General features: G+C 39.5%; 17 protein-coding genes and 2 pseudogenes. 17 read left to right on the top strand and 2 right to left on the bottom strand.

The genetic code is table 11. The features are described from left to right. Positions 1-1,017, bottom strand: coding sequence for an NAD(P)H-dependent glycerol-3-phosphate dehydrogenase (locus tag SCSH_RS00925; RefSeq protein WP_057490027.1), 1,017 nt, complete (start codon positions 1,015-1,017; stop codon positions 1-3). 218 nt (positions 1,018-1,235) lie between these two features. Between SCSH_RS00925 and SCSH_RS00920 the strand changes: the two genes are divergently transcribed. The 16 genes and pseudogenes from SCSH_RS00920 (at position 1,236) to tnpA (ending at position 15,876) form a co-directional block, all read left to right on the top strand. Continuing rightward, complete coding sequence (locus SCSH_RS00920) at positions 1,236-1,682, top strand: dUTP diphosphatase (RefSeq protein WP_057490026.1); 447 nt, start codon at positions 1,236-1,238, stop codon at positions 1,680-1,682. Positions 1,683-1,685: 3 nt separating this feature from the next. After that, positions 1,686-2,147 carry an isochorismatase family protein gene (locus tag SCSH_RS00915; protein ID WP_057490025.1) on the top strand — a complete coding sequence of 154 codons (462 nt, stop codon included), beginning with the start codon at positions 1,686-1,688 and terminating at the stop codon, positions 2,145-2,147. Further along, on the top strand, positions 2,111-3,511 hold the full coding sequence (gene radA / locus SCSH_RS00910) for a DNA repair protein RadA (protein ID WP_057490024.1): 1,401 nt from the start codon (positions 2,111-2,113) through the stop codon (positions 3,509-3,511). Before SCSH_RS00915 ends, radA begins: the two co-directional genes overlap by 37 nt. Before the next feature lie 100 nt (positions 3,512-3,611). After that, positions 3,612-4,112, top strand: coding sequence for a beta-class carbonic anhydrase (locus SCSH_RS00905; protein ID WP_057490023.1), 501 nt, complete (start codon positions 3,612-3,614; stop codon positions 4,110-4,112). Between the two features lie 151 nt (positions 4,113-4,263). Beyond that, entirely contained in the window at positions 4,264-4,977 is a 714-nt protein-coding gene (locus tag SCSH_RS00900) for a TIGR00266 family protein (RefSeq protein WP_057490022.1), read from the top strand. A 373-nt stretch (positions 4,978-5,350) separates the two neighbouring features. Further along, the gene (gene gltX / locus SCSH_RS00895) at positions 5,351-6,820 is read left to right on the top strand and encodes a glutamate--tRNA ligase (protein ID WP_057490021.1); all 1,470 of its coding nucleotides are present in this window, start codon (positions 5,351-5,353) and stop codon (positions 6,818-6,820) included. A 318-nt stretch (positions 6,821-7,138) separates the two neighbouring features. Beyond that, the gene (locus tag SCSH_RS00890) at positions 7,139-7,663 is read left to right on the top strand and encodes a transcription repressor NadR (protein WP_057490020.1); all 525 of its coding nucleotides are present in this window, start codon (positions 7,139-7,141) and stop codon (positions 7,661-7,663) included. Between the two features lie 230 nt (positions 7,664-7,893). Beyond that, positions 7,894-9,144 (top strand): hypothetical protein, encoded by a 1,251-nt coding sequence (locus tag SCSH_RS00885; protein WP_057490019.1) that lies wholly within the window; start codon positions 7,894-7,896, stop codon positions 9,142-9,144. A gap of 201 nt (positions 9,145-9,345) precedes the next feature. Next, complete coding sequence (locus SCSH_RS00880) at positions 9,346-10,545, top strand: argininosuccinate synthase (protein ID WP_057490018.1); 1,200 nt, start codon at positions 9,346-9,348, stop codon at positions 10,543-10,545. 253 nt (positions 10,546-10,798) lie between these two features. Continuing rightward, the gene (gene argH / locus SCSH_RS00875; RefSeq protein WP_057490017.1) at positions 10,799-12,181 is read left to right on the top strand and encodes an argininosuccinate lyase; all 1,383 of its coding nucleotides are present in this window, start codon (positions 10,799-10,801) and stop codon (positions 12,179-12,181) included. Between the two features lie 86 nt (positions 12,182-12,267). Beyond that, positions 12,268-12,627, top strand: a complete 360-nt coding sequence (gene rnpA, locus SCSH_RS00870; RefSeq protein ID WP_057490016.1) for a ribonuclease P protein component — start codon at positions 12,268-12,270, stop codon at positions 12,625-12,627. After that, positions 12,611-13,426, top strand: a complete 816-nt coding sequence (locus SCSH_RS00865; RefSeq protein ID WP_057490015.1) for a YidC/Oxa1 family membrane protein insertase — start codon at positions 12,611-12,613, stop codon at positions 13,424-13,426. Before rnpA ends, SCSH_RS00865 begins: the two co-directional genes overlap by 17 nt. A 12-nt stretch (positions 13,427-13,438) precedes the next feature. Continuing rightward, positions 13,439-14,428: an RNA-binding cell elongation regulator Jag/EloR gene (jag, locus tag SCSH_RS00860; protein WP_057490014.1), complete on the top strand. Its 990-nt coding sequence runs from the start codon at positions 13,439-13,441 to the stop codon at positions 14,426-14,428. 176 nt (positions 14,429-14,604) lie between these two features. Beyond that, positions 14,605-14,853 (top strand): annotated as a pseudogene (locus SCSH_RS11315) (DUF998 domain-containing protein); the annotation flags it as partial. Between the two features lie 224 nt (positions 14,854-15,077). Continuing rightward, entirely contained in the window at positions 15,078-15,212 is a 135-nt protein-coding gene (gene rpmH / locus SCSH_RS00855) for a 50S ribosomal protein L34 (protein WP_002262507.1), read from the top strand. Between the two features lie 206 nt (positions 15,213-15,418). Beyond that, positions 15,419-15,876, top strand: a pseudogene (gene tnpA, locus SCSH_RS00850) (IS200/IS605 family transposase). A 245-nt stretch (positions 15,877-16,121) separates the two neighbouring features. On the opposite strand, the gene SCSH_RS00845 reads toward tnpA, so the two are convergent. Continuing rightward, a complete protein-coding gene (locus SCSH_RS00845; RefSeq protein WP_057490012.1) occupies positions 16,122-16,706 on the bottom strand; it encodes a TetR/AcrR family transcriptional regulator in 585 nt (194 codons plus the stop codon). A 219-nt stretch (positions 16,707-16,925) separates the two neighbouring features. On the opposite strand from SCSH_RS00845, the gene SCSH_RS00840 reads away from it, so the two are divergent. Beyond that, positions 16,926-18,005 (top strand): ketoacyl-ACP synthase III family protein, encoded by a 1,080-nt coding sequence (locus SCSH_RS00840; RefSeq protein WP_057490011.1) that lies wholly within the window; start codon positions 16,926-16,928, stop codon positions 18,003-18,005. Position 18,006: the final 1 nt, after the last annotated feature.

Genomic DNA, 18,006 nt, shown 5'->3' with positions numbered 1-18,006 from the left:
CTAACTCCATTCATTTTCTGCTCTAAATTCGTTGGACATCATTGACTTGATGGCTTCCTTGATATTTTTACCTTCGTAGATGGATTGATAAATAGCACTGGTGATAGGCATATAGACGTCAAGTTCCTTGGAAAGTTCATAGGCAACCTTGGTGGTTGAAATTCCTTCAATGACCATTCCCATATTTTTTTCAATATCTTCTAATTTTTCACCGCGTCCCAGAGCATCTCCAGCCCGCCAATTGCGTGAGTGGACTGAAGTTCCAGTAACGATTAAGTCCCCAACACCTGAAAGTCCGCTGTAGGTTAGTGGATCAGCGCCTAATTTCACTCCTAACCGGGTAATTTCAGCCAAACCGCGAGTAATAACAGCTGCTTTAGCATTGTCACCGTAGCCCATGCCGTGCAGAGCTCCAGCTCCAACCGCGATAATATTTTTGAGAGCTCCGGCCGTTTCAACACCGATGACATCCGGATTGGTGTAAAGGCGGAAATAGTTATTGCTGAAAAGTTTTTGAACATATTTAGCAGCTTCCAAATCTTTTGAGGCTGCAGTAATCAAAGTAATGTCACGGACAATGGTCTCTTCAGCGTGGCTGGGTCCGGAAACCACAACAATATCGCTGCGAAACTCAGCTGGAATTTCTTCTTCCAGAATAACTGATAAGCGTTCGTGCGTTCCTGGCTCCAGTCCTTTAGAAGCATGCATGATAAAGACCTTATGCTTAAGAATTTCTGCCACTTGTTTAGCAACCAAGCGTGTTACTTTTGTAGGAACTACAAAAAGAACAGCATCGACATCTTTCAGGGCTTCTTTCAAGTCCTTATAAGCTTTAATCTTTTCATCCAGCACCACATCTTTAAAATAGCGTTTATTGGTATGATGCTCATTGATTTCATCGAGCTGTTCAGGAATATTGCCCCAAATACGAACCTCATGACCGTTGTCGTTAAGGACTTGAGATAAGGCAGTTCCCCATGACCCGGGGCCAAGCACGGCAATTTTTTGTCTTATCATTTTTTTCTCCTGTATTATTAAAGTTAACCTCATTATATCATAAAGCTAATTCGTTTGTCTTTAATTAGTCGAAAGGAAATGGTATTCTTTGTGTATTTTAAAAATGATGCACAGTTTTTCAAAACTGTTTAAATGAGTATTAGATAAGAATGAGGGAATTTTTGCTTTTGCTTTGCGAATCAATTATAATAGGGGAAATGGATTTCAAGGAGGACAAGATGTCAAAAATTCGCGGATTTGAGCTGGTTTCCGGCTTTACCAATACTAATTTGCTGCCTCAGCGTGAAACTGCTCATGCAGCAGGTTACGATCTCAAAGTGGCCGAGACTGTCACGATTGCACCAGGTGAGATTATGCTTGTACCGACAGGGGTTAAGGCCTATATGCAGACTGGAGAAGTGCTTTATCTTTATGACCGCTCTTCTAATCCTCGCAAAAAAGGCTTGGTTCTCATTAATTCTGTCGGTGTTATTGACGGGGACTACTACAACAATCCTAACAATGAAGGCCATATTTTTGCTCAGATGCAGAATATCAGCAGCAAACCAGTTGTGTTGGAGGCTGGTGAACGAATTGTACAAGGAGTCTTTATGCCTTTCTTGCTGGCAGATGGTGATGAAGCAAGTGGTCAGCGCACAGGCGGCTTTGGCAGCACAGGAAAGTAAGAGATGGCTGATTATTTATTGGTTATTGATATGCAGACAGATTATGTTGGTGAAACAAAGTCTTATCCAAGCCAACTTTTATCAATGGTCAATAAAAAAATAAATGCTTATCCGCCAGAGCGCGTGATTTATGTGCTCAATCGTTTTTTATGGGAACTATCTAACAAGCCTAAAAAATTTGCCACAGGGCTGGCTATAGTCTCTGATCAGATTTTTGAAAAACGCCGAGCGTCTTGCTTTACCAATCGGAATTTGCTTGATTTTTTGGCAAAAAGCGGAACTAATCACTTAGAATTTATCGGTGTTGATGGCAATCACTGTATTAATGCTTCAGTTTTAGCTGCAGCCCATAAAGGTTACCAAGTATCAGTTGATTTAGCCTGCCTTGGCGTCATTAACACGAAAAAATTCCAAAAGACACTGCAGCAATGGCAAGCTGCTGGAATAATAACGAAAGGAGAATAATCATCGCTAAGAAAAAATCGACTTTTGTCTGTCAGGAGTGCGGCTATAATTCACCCAAGTATTTAGGACGCTGTCCAAATTGCGGCAGTTGGTCTTCCTTTGTTGAAGAGGTGGAAATTGCTGAAGTCAAAAATGCTCGTGTCAGTCTGACAGGTGAAAAAACAAAACCTACTAAACTTAAAGATGTCAATTCTATTGATTACGCTCGTATTAAAACCGATATGGAAGAATTCAACCGTGTTTTAGGCGGTGGTGTAGTTCCGGGGAGTTTGGTTCTCATTGGCGGTGATCCTGGTATCGGTAAGTCAACCCTGCTCCTTCAAGTCTCGACTCAGCTAGCCAACAAGGGCTGTGTTCTGTATGTTTCTGGTGAAGAGTCAGCAGAGCAAATTAAATTGCGGGCTGAACGTTTGGGTGACATTAATAACGAATTTTACCTCTATGCAGAAACCAATATGCAGGCTATTCGTGCCCAAATTGAGCAAATTCAGCCGGATTTCCTAATTATTGACTCTGTTCAAACGGTGATGAGTCCTGAAATTTCCAGTGTTCAAGGATCTGTCAGCCAGATTCGTGAGGTGACAGGTGAGCTTATGCAGCTGGCTAAGGCTAATAATATCGCCACCTTTATCGTCGGTCATGTGACCAAGGAAGGTCAGCTGGCTGGACCGCGCATGCTGGAACACATGGTGGATACGGTGCTTTATTTTGAAGGCGAGCGCCAGCATACTTTTCGAATTTTACGAGCTGTTAAAAACCGCTTTGGTTCGACTAATGAAATCGGTATTTTTGAAATGCGATCAGGTGGTCTAGTTGAGGTCCTTAATCCCAGTCAGGTTTTTTTGGAAGAACGTCTGGATGGTGCGACAGGCTCAGCTATTGTGGTGACTATGGAAGGGACTCGTCCGATTTTGGCTGAAGTACAGGCCTTGGTAACTCCGACGGTCTTTGGTAATGCCAAGCGGACAACGACAGGTCTTGATTTTAACCGTGTTAGTTTGATTATGGCCGTTTTGGAGAAACGCTGCGGTCTGCTTTTGCAGAATCAAGATGCTTATCTCAAAGCTGCCGGTGGTGTCCGCTTAGATGAGCCGGCTATTGATTTGGCGGTAGCAGTCGCTATTGCTTCCAGCTACAAAGAGAAACCAACTGACCCTAAGGAATGCTATATTGGTGAAATTGGTCTGACGGGTGAAATCCGCCGTGTTAATCGTATTGAGCAGCGAATTAATGAAGCAGGAAAGTTGGGCTTTACCAAAATATTTGTCCCTAAAAATGCTCTGACTGGTTTAACTATTCCCCAAGGTATTCAGGTTATTGGTGTGACAACTGTCAGCGAAGTCTTAAAAAAGGTGTTTCATTGATTTTTAGACTTTTAATTATACAAAGTCTTTTAAAAATGGTATGATACAGCCTAAGTATTGTTCAAATGATGAATTGAACAGCTTAAGCGAGGGAGTTATAATGTCTTATTTTGATAATTTTATGAAAGCAAACAGAGCCTACGTTGACTTGCATGGGACCGCGCATTTACCACTGAAGCCTAAGACGCGTGTTGCCATTGTTACTTGTATGGATTCTCGTTTGCACGTAGCACCTGCTTTGGGACTGGCCTTGGGAGATGCTCATATCTTGCGCAATGCTGGCGGGCGTGTGACAGATGATGTTATCCGGTCCTTAGTTATTTCTGAACAGCAGCTGGGAACCAGTGAAATTGTGGTTTTGCATCATACGGACTGTGGAGCCCAGACCTTTACAAATGAAGAGTTTGCCCAGCAGTTAAAGCGTGATTTGGCTGTTGATGTAAAGGATCGAGATTTCCTTCCTTTTGAAGATGTTGAGGACAGCGTTCGAGAAGACATGGCTATTTTGAAAAACTCTCCTTTGATTCCTGATGACATTGTTATTTCAGGAGCTGTTTACGATGTTGATACAGGAAGAATTAAAGTAGTAAAAGAATCATAAAGTTGGTGTCATTTTCTTGTTCAAGGGGCCTTATAAAAACTAAAGCACAAAGAGTAATGATTAGTTTTTTTATTGACAAGGGAGTTAGGGAATTATATAATTTATTTGTACTAAACAAGTAATACAAATAAATTTTTGAAGGAGGCTTATTATGCCCGATAATCGCATGAAGTACACTATTGACAGCAACATGCAGTTTCCTTTGGTAGAGATTGCTTTGGAAACAGGAGAGTCTGCTTATATTCAACGTGGCAGTATGGTTTATCACACGCCGAGCGTAACTCTCAATACCAAAGTCAACGGCCGTGGTTCAGGGCTTGGGAAACTAATGGGAGCTATTGGCCGTTCGGTGACTTCTGGAGAAAGTTTTTTCATTACTCAAGCAGTATCCAATGCGAGCGATGGCAAGCTAGCTTTGGCCCCTTCGATGCCGGGTCAAGTTATTGCTTTAGAACTGGGAGAAAAGCAATATCGGCTCAATGATGGTGCTTTCCTAGCTCTGGATGGTTCTGCTCAGTATCAAATGCAAGCTCAAAGTGTTGGACGGGCTCTTTTTGGTGGTCAGGGCGGTCTTTTCGTTATGACAACAGAAGGCCAGGGGACTCTGCTGGCTAACAGTTTTGGCTCCATCAAAAAAATAGAGCTACAAGGTCAGGAAATCACGATTGACAATGCTCATGTTGTGGCTTGGAGCCGAGATTTAGACTATGACATTCATTTGGAAAATGGTTTTATGCAATCTATTGGAACTGGCGAAGGAATTGTTAATACTTTCCGAGGAACAGGTGATATTTATGTACAAAGTCTTAATCTGCAGCAATTTGCCGGTGTTCTGCAGAACTTCATTGCAACAAGCAACCATTGATTAAACTATCACTACTTAAAAACGTATGTAAAAATTGAGGCTGAACTAAAACTCAGCCTCGATTTTTTAGTTATAGATGCGGTATTGACAAAGCAAATAAAAGCGAAATGATAAAATGATTTACTGTATAAATCGTCAGTTATTTTTGGCCTTTTAGCTATGAAAAGTATCGGAAAAATATTGGTTGAGTACTTTCTTTAGAAGTTATTCTTATTTTCTTCACCTGACTGACCAGGATGTGCTATAATAGAAACGATTGATTTTTATGGACACAGACTTCCTATACAGATAGGCTCCTATTGATTGTTTTGAGGGAGTTTTTGCTAATTTTTTTGCTGGATAAGTCTGTGTATCTAAATGACAGGAGAGAGAAATGGCAAACGACATTCGTGTGCGCTATGCACCAAGTCCAACTGGACTCTTACACATTGGAAATGCGCGGACAGCGCTCTTTAATTACCTTTATGCTCGCCACTATGGCGGTACTTTTGTGATTCGGATCGAGGATACAGATCGTAAGCGTCATGTTGAGGATGGAGAACGCTCCCAGCTTGATAATCTGCGCTGGCTGGGAATTGACTGGGATGAAAGTCCAGAAACTCATGAAAACTACCGTCAGTCTGAACGCTTGGCACTCTATCAAAAGTACATTGATCAGCTTTTGGCAGAGGGTAAGGCCTATAAGTCTTATGTTACTGAGGAAGAGTTGGCAGCTGAGCGTGAGCGTCAGGAAGCAGCTGGTGAAACACCTCGTTACATCAACGAATACCTCGGTATGTCTGAAGAAGAAAAAGCAGCTTATATCGCAGAACGCGAGGCAGCTGGTATTGTGCCAACGGTTCGTTTAGCAGTTAATGAAAGTGGTATTTACAAGTGGACGGATATGGTTAAGGGGGATATTGAGTTTGAAGGCGGCAATATCGGCGGCGACTGGGTTATTCAGAAACGAGACGGCTATCCAACTTATAACTTTGCTGTTGTAGTGGATGATCATGATATGCAAATTTCTCATGTTATCCGCGGCGATGATCATATTGCCAACACCCCTAAACAACTCATGGTCTATGAAGCCCTTGGTTGGGAGGCACCTGAGTTTGGTCATATGACTCTTATTATCAACTCAGAAACTGGCAAGAAACTTTCAAAACGTGATACCAATACCTTGCAATTTATTGAAGACTATCGCAAAAAAGGCTATCTGCCAGAAGCAGTCTTCAACTTTATCGCTCTTCTGGGTTGGAATCCTGGAGGCGAAGATGAGATTTTCTCGCGTGAGGAGTTGATTAAGCTCTTTGATGAAAATCGTCTCAGCAAGTCACCAGCGGCTTTTGACCAAAAGAAACTGGACTGGATGAGCAATGATTATATCAAAAATGCTGATTTTGACCGTATTTTCGAGCTTTGCAAACCTTTCTTAGAAAAGGCAGGCCGTCTGACAGATAAAGCTGAAAAATTAGTTGAACTCTACAAGCTACAATTAAAATCGGCTGATGAAATTGTAGAACTGACCAATCTTTTCTTTGAAGATTTCCCAGAACTGACAGCGAAAGAAAAGGAATTTATGGCTGGTGAAACAGTACCGACAGTGTTGGAAGCCTTCAAGGCTAAACTGGAAGCCATGAGTGATGCTGATTTTGTAGCGGAGAACATCTTCCCACAAATTAAGGCGGTTCAAAAAGAAACAGGTATCAAGGGTAAAAATCTCTTCATGCCGATCCGCATTGCGGTATCTGGTGAAATGCATGGTCCAGAGCTGCCAGACACTATTTACCTCTTGGGCAGAGAAAAATCTATTGAGCATCTGGCAGCTATGCTAGAAAAGATTAATGAAGGACTTGCTTAACCGTAGATTTTGGGCGGTTGGTTTGTCTTTTACTGCAGCTATAAGGTGAAAAAATTACTGCCTTGTTGATTAATGCTATAACAAGTGGGGATTGGACTAGATTTGTCCAGTCCCTGTTTTATAGAAGATGTTGCTCATATTCTTATACTCTTCAAAAATTAAAACTAGACACTGTTGCTTTCACTTTGCCCTATCCTAGTACTGCCTGTGACTAATCACCTAGTCCAATCATAAACATCAACATCGTTTGCAAGATTTGGTATAATGAAAGAAATGAGACCATAAACTTAATTTATGGTTAATAATTAGAGGTAAGAAATGAAAGCTAAGGAACGCCGCAAGGCTATTTTGGAAAAATTAGAAGGGGCCTCTCAACCGCTTTCTGCCAGCCATCTGGCTAAGGAATTAGGTGTCAGCCGTCAGATTATCGTAGGAGATGTTGCCCTTTTGCGGGCTGAAAACCATGCGATTATGGCTACTCACCGAGGCTATCTTTTAGCTGAACATTTGCAGATTCCAAAATCTTACTATCATGGGAAATTGGCCTGTAAACACAGTGCAAAAGAGGTTCGTTTGGAATTGGAAACAATTGTTCAAAATGGCGGTAATATTTTGGATGTTGAAGTAGAACACCCCATTTATGGCATGATTACGGCTCCGCTCAATATTGCAAAACAAGACGACATCGATTATTTTATGGATAAGCTGTCCCGCTATCAAGGCAGTTTACTAAGCAGTTTGACAGAGGGCATTCATCTTCATACAATTTCCTGTCAAGACAGAGAAACCTTTGAAAAGATTTTTCAAGCTTTAGAAAAAGAAGGGCTGGCATTTAGAGATTAACCTCATGTAAGAAGCTGCCAGATCTGAATTACTTGTGTCTTGAAAATAGATTCAAAAGCAGCTTTTCTTCTGATAGTCCTATCAGTCAGAAGGCAGCTTGCTGTTGCCAAGAAGATTGGGTTTGCTTGATAGCAGATCTGCTGTTTTATATGAGCCTTCTTTTAAGTTAAGGGAGACATTGAAAAAGGTCTACTATTATAGTACAATAAAGAAAAAACAAAGGAGATACTATGGTAGAAGAATTGAATAAGGGAAATACTCCAGAAAAAAACGCTCCTGAAAACCCAACTGAAGGAATCCCTGTGTCAGAGAGTCAAAATACTCAGCCACAAGCCTCAAATCCAGCTGAACAGCCAGCAGCAGAGCCAGTTGTAGTAGAGGGGAGTGCTCATCAAGAAGGGCAGAGCCAGTCGCAAGTTTCTCAGGAGTCTGTACCTTCAGGTCAACCGGTACCGCCTCAAGGCCAGCAGATGAACTTTGGCCAGCCGGTTGTTCCTCCAACGGTCAATCCGGCCTTGCAAAATGCCCCTGCTCGTAAGGAACTCATTGTTCTTCCGATTATTTCATTTGTGGTTTCAGTCATTACCCTTATCTTAGCTTGGCTGGCACCGCTGCCGTTCATTTATGTCATTATTGCTTTTTTGGGTATTATTTATGCTATTGTCGGTTTAATTGTCAATCTTAAACGTAAAGTAGTTTTGTCAATTATTGCTCTTGTCATAGCTTCGCTTGTCTTTTTAATCAGTGGACTTGCTGTCTTTGTCCGTCAGCCTAAAAGCGATGATATTAAAACCGAAAGAACAGAAAAGAAATCTGTTAAAGAAGATATAGATGATGAGGACGAAGAAGACATTGATGAGGATTCAAAAGACAGCACTAAAGTTCAAGACTATGTTGCAAGTCCTTCTGATTATGACTACACATGGAGTGAGTCTAAATTTAAACGTTTAAAATTTGCTGGCTACTCTGGCAGCAAGGGAGGGTCTAGCGTTAAATCTATCATTAAGAAATTTGGTAAAGCTTCAGAAGCTCACATTGATAGTAATCTTTTGTCCTTGGATTATAGCAGCACTAAAAACAATGAAAGAGTACATCTTTCTTTTAAAAAGCAATATGATGGTAAATTTATTCTTTCAAGTGGGGTAATGTCTTCTACTCCATCAGGAATTAAAACTGTTCCGAGAGGTTCTTACAAGTCTAATTGGACGCAGGCTGATGTTGATGATTTAACTACTGGTCATATGAATACTGGCAAAGGTGGCACGAACTTAGATGATGTTATCAAAAAGCATGGCAATCCTGTAGGCGCAAGAGAAGCCATGTCAAGCAGCGGTGAAGGCTTTAAAAAGACTTTGAAGCTTCTTTACAATGATTATTCCGGCTCTGATAAATCTAAGCTATCGTATGTATCTCTCGAATTTGTAAAACAATCTAATGGTGATTATTTATTAAGTTATAAATATCCTAAAGGGGAGAACTAACTGTTCTTACTGCAAGAAAAAAAGTCAGGCTTGAAAGTTCTGGCTTTTTTGCTGCTAGAATTTTCCCTATAAGCATCATAAAAAAATTATAAAAATAAATATTTTTTCAAAAATATACTTGACTTTTGAATAAATATGCAATATAATAAAATCATTCTTTGAATAATTAATTAAAATTCAAAATAGAAAAGAGTTTATTTTATGTCGAAAGAAAAAGTTATTTTAGCCTATTCAGGCGGTCTTGATACCTCAGTTGCCATTACCTGGCTCAAAAAAGATTATGATGTTGTTGCAGTTTGTATGGATGTCGGCGAAGGTAAGGACTTAGATTTTATCCATGAGAAAGCTTTGAAAGTCGGAGCTGTTGAGTCTTACGTTCTTGATGTTAAAGATGAATTTGCTGAAGAATACGTTCTTCCAGCTCTTCAGGCGCATGCTTATTATGAGCAAAAATATCCTTTGGTGTCAGCACTCAGCCGTCCAATTATTTCTAAAAAATTAGTTGAAATTGCTCACAAGACAGGTGCTACTACGATTGCTCACGGCTGTACCGGCAAGGGAAACGATCAGGTTCGTTTTGAAGTCGCTATTGCCGCTTTAGACCCTAAATTAAAGGTTATCGCTCCGGTTCGTGAGTGGAAATGGTCACGTGAAGAGGAAATTAATTATGCTAAGGAAAACGGTGTTCCTGTTCCGGCGGATCTTGACAATCCTTACTCAGTGGACCAAAATCTTTGGGGTCGTGCCAATGAGTGCGGTGTTCTTGAAAATCCGTGGAATGAAGCTCCGGAAGATGCTTTTGGCATTACAAGTTCTGTTGAGGAGGCTCCTGATACACCAGAATATGTGGAGATTGAATTTAAGGCTGGAAAACCGGTAGCTCTTAATGGCACAGAATTGAAGCTGGCTGATTTGATCCAAGAGCTTAATGTCATTGCTGGCAAACACGGTGTCGGACGGATTGACCATGTGGAAAACAGACTTGTTGGTATCAAGTCGCGTGAGATTTATGAATGTCCCGGAGCTGTTACCCTGCTGACAGCTCATAAGGAAATCGAAGATTTGACCTTGGTGCGTGAGGTATCTCACTTTAAACCAATTCTTGAAAATGAACTGTCAAATCTCATCTACAATGCTCTTTGGTTTAATCCGGCAACACAGGCTATCATTGCTTATATCAATGAAACGCAAAAGGTTGTTAATGGAACAGCTAAAGTTAAACTTTACAAGGGTTCAGCTAAGGTCGTTGCCCGTAAGTCAGCAAATTCACTCTATGATGAAAACTTGGCAACCTATACATCTGCTGATACCTTTGATCAGGATGCGGCAGTTGGTTTCATTAAACTTTGGGGTCTGCCAACGAAAGTGAATGCCGAAGTGGCTAATCAAAACAAGCAATAAAAGGGTTTGAGTGATAAATCATCATGACAAACCAAGAGGCAATGGTTTAGAAAGTCTTATCAGATAAAAGGACACAGTGATATCCATCTGAAACTCTTTTCTAACCACTCGTAAGTGTAAACAGAGAGTTACACCGAGCTTAAATAAACTTGTCCGCGAGAGAGGCAAGATTTAAGACAGACAAGTGCAGTGACACTCATGGGGGCTAGTTTTCTAGCCCTTTTCTATAATAAAAATAAAAAGAGGATATAAAATGACAGAAAAAAAACTTTGGGGCGGCCGTTTCGAAGCAGGGCTGGAGAAGTGGGTAGAGGAGTTTGGTGCCAGCATCACCTTCGACCAAAAAATGGCTGAGTTTGATATTAAGGGTTCCTTAGCTCATGTGGAGATGCTGGGACAAACTGGAATTATTCCGCAGGCAGATGCTGATAAAATCAAGGCTGGTTTAGAAGAACTGCTGCAAGAATATCAGGCAGGGCAATTGGTATTTGATGTTTCAAACGAAGATATCCACATGAATATTGAAACACTGCTGACAGAAAAAATCGGTCCGGTAGCAGGAAAACTCCATACTGCACGCTCGAGAAATGACCAAGTGGCAACAGACATGCACCTCTATCTAAAGGCCAAACTAGCTGAAGTACTGGAAAAACTGAGTAATCTGCGGTATACCTTGCTCAGTCTAGCCAAAGAACATGTTTATACGATTATGCCGGGTTATACCCACCTTCAGCATGCCCAGCCAATTTCTTTTGGACACCATCTGATGGCGTATTATAATATGTTTACGCGTGACAGCGAGCGTTTTACTTTTAATCAGCAGCACACAGATCTATCGCCGCTTGGAGCGGCTGCTCTTGCAGGAACAACTTTTCCGATTGATCGAAAGATGACAGCTGATCTGATGGGCTTTGCCAAGCCTTACAATAATTCTTTGGATGCGGTATCTGATCGTGATTTTATTTTAGAATTTCTGTCCAATGCCAGTATTCTCATGATGCATATGTCTCGTATCTGTGAGGAAATCATTAATTGGTGCAGTAATGAGTATCAATTTGTGACCTTGTCTGATACGTTTTCAACCGGCTCTTCTATCATGCCGCAAAAGAAAAACCCTGATATGGCCGAGCTAATCCGCGGTAAATCTGGCCGCGTTTATGGCAATCTTTTCGGTCTTTTGACAGTTATGAAATCTCTTCCTCTTGCCTATAATAAGGACCTACAGGAAGATAAGGAGGGAATGTTTGATACAGCAGAAACGATTACCGTTGCCATCGATATTTTAGCTGGAATGTTAAAGACCATGACGGTTAATGAGTCTAGAATGGCTCAATCAACGCAGGAAGACTTTTCTAACGCTACTGAGTTGGCGGATTATCTGGCCAGCAAAGGGCTCCCTTTCAGACAGGCCCATGAAATCGTTGGTAAGCTGGTCTTGGAATGCACCAAGAATGGGCACTACTTGCAGGATGTTCCTTTGGAGCGTTATCAGGAAATCTCTTCTCTCATTGAGGAGGATATTTATGAAACATTGCAGTCACACACGGCAGTTGAGCGCCGCCATTCTCTTGGGGGAACCGGATTTGATCAAGTGAAATGGCAGATTGAAGAAGCTGAAAAACATTTTAACAAATAAGGAAAGAAACCAAAAATTAATGCGATTTTTGGCTTTTTTTCATTTTATGATATAATAAGGATACTTTAGGTTATTGGAGTCATGTTTTGAAAAAAAGCTATCGCGTTAAGAGTGACAAAGATTTTCAGGCCATTTTTACTGAGGGGCATAACATTGCCAATCGAAAATTTGTCGTCTACAGCTTAAAAAAAGATCAAAGTCACTATCGTGTTGGGCTTTCGGTTGGAAAGAAGCTGGGGAATGCTGTCACTAGAAATGCCATTAAACGAAAATTACGTCATATTCTTATGGAATTAAGTCCCAATTTAAGGCCACGAGATTTTGTCATTATTGCTAGGAAAGGGACTGAAACCCTTGACTATCAAGCGCTTAAGAAAAATTTAATTCATGTTTTAAAACTGGCTAAATTATATCAGGAAGGAACTACTAGTGAAAAAGAAATATAAATTAATGGGCTTGGCATCTGTTGCGCTTTTATTTTTGTCAGCATGCGGCCGCAGTCAGGTGACCCAGCAGTCTGACGGAGCTTGGGAGAAATTTGTTTATTTCTTCGCAGAAATTATTCGCTTTTTCTCTGTCAATGGCAGAATTGGTATTGGGATTATTATCTTTACCATTCTGATTAGAACAGTCCTTTTGCCGCTGTTTAATATACAGCTGAAGTCTGGTCAGAAAATGCAGGAAATTCAGCCTGAACTAAAAGCCCTGCAGGCCAAATACTCTGGCAAAGACAGAGAAAGCCGGATGCTGCTGGCTGAGGAGAGTCAGAAGCTCTATAAAGAATACGGTGTCAATCCTTATGCCAGCTTTTTGCCTTTGCTTATTCAGATGCCGGTGCTCTGGGCGCTTTATCAGGCTCTGACACGTGTAGACTCGCTTAAAATGGGATCTTTTCTCTGGATGGATATTGGCGATAGGGATCCCTATTTTATCCTGCCAATTTTAGCGGCAGTTTTCACCTTCTTGTCATCTTGGTTGACCAATAAGGCTGCCAAGGAAAGAAATGGCATGATGATAGCGATGAACATTATTTTGCCGATTTTTATTCTGCTGATCGGTTTTAATCTGGCGAGTGGGGTTGCCCTTTATTGGGTGGTTTCCAATGCCTATCAAGTCTTCCAGATCCTCCTTTTAAATAATCCGTTTAAGATTATTGCAGAGCGTGAGCGTCTTGAAAGAGAAGCACGTGAGCTGGAAGCAAGGAAAAGACGTGCTAAGAAAAAAGCACAGAAAAAGAGAAGATAAGGAGAGCAAATCATGGTATTGTTCACAGGAAAAACTGTTGAAGAAGCTATTGAAAGTGGTTTGAAACAAATGGGAATTTCTCGAATGAAAGCCCATATCAGAGTTATCTCACGAGAAAAAAAGGGGTTTTTAGGCTTTGGCAGAAAGCTGGCCCGTGTTGAAATTGAAGGGATTAGCGAAAAAACAGCTCACAAAGCAGATCAAAAAGCTGTTCGAGGCGTACCTGATGATGTCAATAAGAAAAATGCCCCTGTTTCCAGCAGCGTTGAGGATACGGTGGCCTTAAACAAGCTTTCCAAGGCCATTAAAGAAATCGAAAAAGAAGAAGGTCAGCCTTTAGATGCAGAGCTCAAAGAGCAGGTCTTAGAACAGGCTATTTCTCCGCAGGAAGCTTTGGCCAAGAGCCAGTCAGCTAAAAATTCAGAAACTGCAGAAAGTTCTGAAGCTCATAAATCTACTGAAAAAACAGATGCTTCAAAGAGTAAAGCAAACCAAAGTTTTGAAGAGTTCGTTGCCAGTGAATTTGATGAGGTTGATAGCAACAGTAATATTACTTTAGCCAGTGAAGCAGTTTCAGATTACATTCAAAAAATTATCTATGAGATGGATTTGGAAGCAAGTATTGAAATAACTAATAGCCGTCGTCAAATCAATCTTCAAATTGAAACACCAGAGGCGGGGCGTGTGATTGGCTATCATGGTAAAGTCTTAAAATCCCTGCAGCTATTGGCTCAGAATTTTCTTCATGATCACTATTCAAAGCATTTTTCCGTATCTTTGAATGTTCATGACTACATGGAGCATCGAACAGAAACCCTGATTGACTTTTCTCATAAAATTGCCAACCGTGTTTTAGATTCAGGAAAGGCTTACCAAATGGATCCAATGAGCAACAGTGAACGCAAGGTTGTCCACAAGACCATTACAGGGATTGAAGGAGTTCAAAGCTATTCTGAAGGCAATGATCCTAATCGTTATGTTGTCATTAGTATTAAAGAATAAAAACTAAGAGCAAAGCTCAATCGTGATTTCGTAGAAATGGGTTGACTTTGCTCTTAGTTTATTAAAGCTTAGATAAGAACCAGCCACTGAAATTAAGCTGACTTGTCAGGCTTTAAGAACGTTTCAGAAAAATCAGCATTTAGCAAAACAGTTAAAAGCCTGAGAATTTTCATTCTGCTGTTTTGCAATTTACCGCTCTGGTGATGTTTATTTTTAATTTTAACCAAGTACTTAAACCCATAAATGCAGATCTATTTTTGATAGAATCGTCTGTCAAAATAATAGTTGAGGTGGGACTTTGCGGTTTAGCAATTGCTTTGCTGATGCCCTTGCTTCAGAACTATTTTGGCTTGTTCGAACACATCTTTCTCTATTCAAGCAATTTATATTTACTCTTACTTTGCCTCATTATGATAGTGTATTAAACCGTCTTGCTTTTGTCAGCTCTTGAAAACTTTACTGCAAAATAAAAAACTATTCCATCTTGTCTGCTTGGGATTTCGGTTTTCTCAAAAAACTGAGACACATACTCCAAAAAATAAATCTTGACACTGTACGTGCTTTGTTATAAAATAGTCTAGTATGTTTAGTAACTGATCACATAATAGCCGGCTAAACGAATACGAAAATCTATGAGGAGGTATTCAGCGTGAAACGTACTTTTCAACCAAGTAAGATCCGTCGTCAGCGCAAGCACGGATTCCGTCACCGCATGTCAACTAAAAATGGTCGTCGTGTTTTAGCAGCACGCCGTCGCAAAGGACGTAAAGTTTTGTCTGCCTAATTTAAGTTTGACAATATAAAAAATAAGACCAGCAGTGCTCGAGACTGCTGGTTTTTGTTATGTGACTTTTATTTGTCTCGCTCCGCAGGTGCGAGACAAATAAACCACCCGCTATGCGGGTGCGCAATCTGCGGTTATACCAAAAAAACTCCAAACGCGCTACAATAAAGGTGTTCAAGCCTATTGTAAAGCGAAAGGAGAAAAGTATGGCTCAAAAAGCGCATAGTTTATCACACACAAAGTGGGTGTATTCTACCACATTGTGTTCACCCCTAAGTATAGACGAAAAGTAATCTATAATCAATATCGCAGCAGTTTAGGTGAGATATTTCACCGATTATGTCGCTACAAAGGAGTTGAGATTATCGAAAGGCATTTGATGCCTGATCATGTTCATATGTTGGTCAGTATTCCGCCTAGAATTAGCGTTTCAAGTTTCATGGGATATTTAAAAGGTAAGAGTGCTCTTATGATGTTTGACAAGCACGCCAATCTCAAATATAAATTTGGGAACCGCCATTTCTGGGCAGAAGGCTACTATGTGAGTACAGTTGGGCTTAATGAAGCCACGATAAAGAAATATATACAGGAACAGCATGATATTGCACTTGATAAATTAAGTGTGAAAGAATATGAAGATCCCTTTAGGGATAATGGTAAGTAATACAATTGCCTCTTTAAGAGGCTAGTGACGAGTCAAGAGCAGTGAGGCTTGAACAAAGTGAAAGCCAGCGTCTTTAGGCGCTGGCTGGTTATCTGGGCTTATAGCCCTTGTTCAAACCACCCGTTTGACGGGTGGTTATGATTCTTTCCTGAGAATAGTTTTTGGTTTCTGGTGACTGTGCGTATTAGCAGTTTTCCATGGGTATTTGAAATTATTTAAGGACAACATATTGTGGTAAATAAAAATTAATATGTTTTAAAGTTTATATCAATTATAAAAGAGGGAGCAGAATTCATTAAATTTAAAAATTCATCAGCAAAAATATTTGGAAGAATAGGAAATTCATCTGATATCCAACTAGCAATGATAGATAAAATATATTCACAGATGCTACGTACAATATTAATTAAACTAAGATTACCTTTATATTCTAAATGTTTCTTCGAAAAATATTTATAACATATCTGAACGTATTTTTCTGTTAAAAATTCTTTCCATTCAGGATCAATTGATGTATTATATAAAACTCTAATCCATTCTCTTCGTTCGTATATTTTTGGTAATAATAACTCTGCAATTATTACATAAATAGACTTCTTAGTGTCCTCGTCCAGGGCTTTTTTTAATTTTTGAAATATTTCTCTATCAATCGTGCTATGTATCTCTGCAAAAATATCATCAACATTTGAAAAGTGTTTACTATAAATTGCTTGTCGTGAAATTCCCACCTCATCGGCGATTTCAGATAAAGATAATTTCCTTTTTTTAGGATTTTTTGATGCTATTCTAAAAACGGCATTGATAATATTTTCATGAGTTCTTTGTACCATAGATTATTATTCATCTCCCTTTTAGAATTTATTATAGTAAATTTCAATTAAAAATCAAGCCAAACTAAAAATTGACACTTTGTAACAATATATACTTATAAGGCGATAATATTTAGGGAAGAAAACGATATCAATGTTTACAATGTGTAAAAAAGTTGTAATTGATAATATCTGTTTATTGATTTATTATGACAATAAAAAATAATTTAGGAGGTATTTATGAGCCAAATAGGGATAAAGTCATATGGAGTAGCTCTTCCTTATCTTAGGTTACCTGTGGAGGAAACATTAAAAATATGGGAGAATGGAAGTACACCATTTATAAAAAATAAGATAGGAGTTGATAGAAGAACAGTTGTTGCTTCCGATGAAGATACTTTAACATTGGCTATTGATGCGGGGAAAGATGCTGTAAAGTATTTTGAAGGGAAAGTGGACGTTGATATTGATAGTGTATTACTCGGGAGTTGTAGTACACCAGATATTTTTAAAAGTAACGCTAACCAATTAATGTCTTTCTTAACTGATAATAAGAATTATTTTGGATGTGATATTCGCGCATCAGAGAATTCAGGAGTTTCAGCTTTAGTTTTAGGATATTCATTAGTAAAGTCAAAACTTAGTAAAAATAGTTTAATTTTTTCATCCGATACATTAAGTAAGAATATCTTTCCTAGCGAGTTACGGGAATCGTATATGGGAGCAGGAGCTTCTAGTATCATATTGGGAAGTGGAGAAGATGTTATTGCAGAAATTGTTGGTGTTGGTAATTCAAATGATTCATTTCCTGAACAATGTAGAACTGAAGATAGCAGGTATGTCAGAATACTAGCCAATCTAAATAGTGACGTTGTCAAAGAGGGGATGATTAAAAGGTGTATTGAATCAATCAATAATACCTTGAAATCAGTAGAGTTATGTTCAAGTGATATAGCTTTTTTTTCATTTCCAGAAAATACTGGAGCAGTCTATTCAGAGTTATCCAACTATTTTAGAGGAAAAAAAGCAGCTAAAAATCAATCCTTGTTTAAAAACTCAGGATATGTGGGATCGGCTTCACCGATTATTTCAATGTTATTAAATCTTGAAGAGGCTAAAGTTGGTGATTTAATTCTGTTATGTGGTTATGGACATAGTTCAGGTGCTACTAGTGTAATCTTGAAAGTTAACAAAGAGGTAGAACTAAAAGATTATGTCTATAAAAAGATAAATAATTATAAGGATGTCAATTACTCTGAGGCGATGAAAAGTGAATTTAAATATAGTCAACCAGAGATAGCATTAGGAACATTTATTTGAA

It is taken from the genome of Streptococcus orisasini, from assembly GCF_001431045.1.
Lineage (GTDB): Bacteria > Bacillota > Bacilli > Lactobacillales > Streptococcaceae > Streptococcus > Streptococcus orisasini.
The sequence above is the reverse complement of the archived record's forward strand: the minus strand, read 5'-3'. Positions and strand labels throughout refer to the sequence as shown.